At 62.6% G+C, this 2,620-nt stretch carries 3 protein-coding genes; all 3 read right to left on the bottom strand.

Annotation, left to right across the window (positions count from 1 at the left end):
- Nucleotides 1–77 precede the first annotated feature (77 nt).
- Genes tnpC through tnpA form a run of 3 tightly spaced genes read right to left on the bottom strand, consistent with a single transcriptional unit; the run spans nt 78 to nt 2,533 of the window.
- Nucleotides 78–1,742: an IS66 family transposase gene (tnpC, locus tag AC0L23_RS39755; RefSeq protein WP_085357270.1), complete on the bottom strand. Its 1,665-nt coding sequence runs from the start codon at nt 1,740–1,742 to the stop codon at nt 78–80.
- 45 nt (nt 1,743–1,787) lie between these two features.
- Entirely contained in the window at nt 1,788–2,108 is a 321-nt protein-coding gene (tnpB, locus tag AC0L23_RS39750; RefSeq protein WP_425304745.1) for an IS66 family insertion sequence element accessory protein TnpB, read from the bottom strand.
- A gap of 23 nt (nt 2,109–2,131) precedes the next feature.
- Nucleotides 2,132–2,533, bottom strand: coding sequence for an IS66-like element accessory protein TnpA (gene tnpA, locus AC0L23_RS39745; RefSeq protein WP_085357272.1), 402 nt, complete (start codon nt 2,531–2,533; stop codon nt 2,132–2,134).
- Between the last annotated feature and the right edge of the window lie 87 nt (nt 2,534–2,620).

Below are 2,620 nucleotides of genomic sequence, written 5' to 3'. Positions count from 1 at the left end.
GTACGCATACGACGAAGGCCGCCTGATTGACACATGCGCGCGAGCGCGGCGAGTTCTACGATGGCGTTGCGTGAAGGTCAGGCGGCTTGCTGATCGGCGGACTTGCCGGCTTGGTGCAGGAGCTTCCATTCCCAGGGCAGCAGTTCGCGCAGCCGCGACGCGGGAAGATCGGCGATCCGGGCGAGGACGTCGGCGAGCCAGGCCTTTGGATCGACGTCGTTGAGGCGGCAGGTCGTGATCATCGTCAGCATGATCGCGGCACGGTCGGCGCCACGTTGGCTACCAGCGAAGGTCCAGTTGCGCCTTCCCAAGGCAATGCCTCTCAATGCACGCTCAGCGCAATTGTTGGTCAAGCAGATCCGGCCATCGTCGAGGAAGCGGACGAAGTCGTCCCAGCGCTTGAGCATGTAGTTCATGGGCTTCAGGACCTCGGCGGAGCGCGAGAGGCTTTCTCGCTCGCGGAGCAGCCAGTCATGCATGTCGTCGAGCAGCGGCTTGCTCCGCTCCTGGCGCACGGCACGCCGCTCGTCGGCACTACGGCCGTTGATGGCGCGCTCGATCTCGAACAACGCATCCAGACGCCTGACCGCCTCCAGCGCGATCGGGGAGACCGGTTTGCCCTTGCGGCCTTCCCGGGCGGCTTTCTCGATGTCAGCCAGTTCGAAGAATCCCCGCCGCGCATGGGCCAGGCAAAACGCCGGCGTGATCGGCATTGCTTTCCTTTTTGGGTCGAACAACGGCTCGAAGCCGCCATAGCAATCCGCCTGCAGAATGCCGGCGAAGGCGGCCAGATGCTTCTGAGGATGTTCGCCCCGTCGGTTGCCCGAGGCATAATAGACCGCCGCCGGCGGCGCAGGCCCGGCGAACGGCCGGTCATCCCGCACATAGGTCCAGATCCGGCCGGTCGTGCACTTGCCCTTCGCCAGGATGCGGATAGTGGTGTCGTCGCCATGAAGGCGCTCGGCCGCGAGCACATGACGCTCGATCAGCTGGAACAGCGGCATGACGGCGAAGGTTCCGTGGCCGACCTGGTCGGCCAGCGTCGACAGCGGCAGGTCGATCCGCTCAGCCTTGAAGCGCACGCTCTGGCGATTGAGCGGGATATGCATGCCGAACTTGTCGAACAGCATTGTCGCCAGCAATTGCGGACCGATGAAGCCGCGCGGCGTGGCATGGAACGGTGCCGGCGGCTGGCTGATCTTCTCGCAATCGCGGCAGGTGAACTTCTCGCGTATCGTCTCGATCACCTTGAAGCGACGCGGGATCTCCTCCAGCGTCTTGGTCACATCCTCTCCGACCTTCGCCAGCCGAGATCCACCGCAGCAGGCGCAGCTCGTTGGAGCCTCAATGACGACGCGCTCGTGTTCGATGTCGTCCGGCCATGGCTGGCGAACCGGCCGCTTGCGCATGAAGGGGCGAACGTTCTGCGTCTTCGCTGCTGCGGCCTGCGCGGCAAGCTCATTCTCGGTCGCCGTGGTGGCGAGTTCTTCGAGCTCCAATTCCAACTGCTCGAGTAAACGCGCCGTGCGCTCGGAGCGCTGCCCGTGCAGTTCGCGTTTGAGCTTCTCGATCCGTAGCTCAAGATGAGCGATCAGCACCTCGCTGTCCGATAGCTCCGCCCGCGCGTTGGCGGCATCCGCGACTGCCACATCGCGTTCAGCCTGCAACGCCTCGCGCTCGGCCAGCAGAGCAAGGTAGGCTCTCGTGAGATCCGAAGGAAGGTCGTCCGGCTTCGATGTCATGACGCCATTGAATCAGATCGAGCATCAGATTCAAACCCAAAACGATTATCCGACCCGCGTCGGCCGCTGGGTTTCTTGCGGATTGCGCCAATCGATCCCGGACAGCAGATAGCTCAACTGCGCCAGCGAGATCGTTACCGCTTCACCGGCAACCGATGGCCAGATAAACTTTCCTCTCTCGAGTTTTTTTGTGAACAAGCAGGCTCCCTGACCATCGTGCCAGATCACCTTCACAAGATCGCTGCGGCGACCGCGGAAGACAAACAAATGACCGCTGAGCGGTTCTTTGTGCAGCACCTCCTGCACTTGGAGGGCCAGCGACGGAAAGCCTCTGCGCATATCCGTGTAGCCTGTCGCCAGCCACACTCGCACATTCCCTGGTACAGCAATCATCGGCGTCCAAGCACATCGAGGACCCGCGCCAGCGCCTCCGGATCGACGTGCGCATCCACCCGGATGCACCGTCGGTTGCCGAGATCGATCTCTATCAATCCAGTACGTGCGGCTGCCGCCGAGCGAACTCGGCCATCAACCGTAGGCAAAAGCTTCGCAGTTTCTTCAGTCGAAGCCGCTACGGCGGCGATCTGCACCGGCGTAAAAGATGGTGCAACTTGTTCCGATGTCCGTGCTTGTCGACGCCAGGTAAACACCAGGCTGGCCGCTACTCCGTTGCGCCGCGCAACCTCAGTTACCTTCGCGCCCGGTGCCAACGTCTCCTCGACAATCCGTGCCTTGTCGTCCTGCGACCAACGCCGCCGCCGCTCCAGCCCGCCTAAAACCTCGACCCGCATCGCCTGATGACCTTAAAGCTAGACTTAAGGTCACACGCTTCGCGAATTACCAACCCTCACGCAAGACGGCCCCCATCGGAGGCGTAC

This window comes from Bradyrhizobium sp. MI1.4 (genome assembly GCF_055811315.1).
Note: the sequence above shows the minus strand (reverse complement) of the source record. Positions and strands in the feature narration are given on the sequence as shown.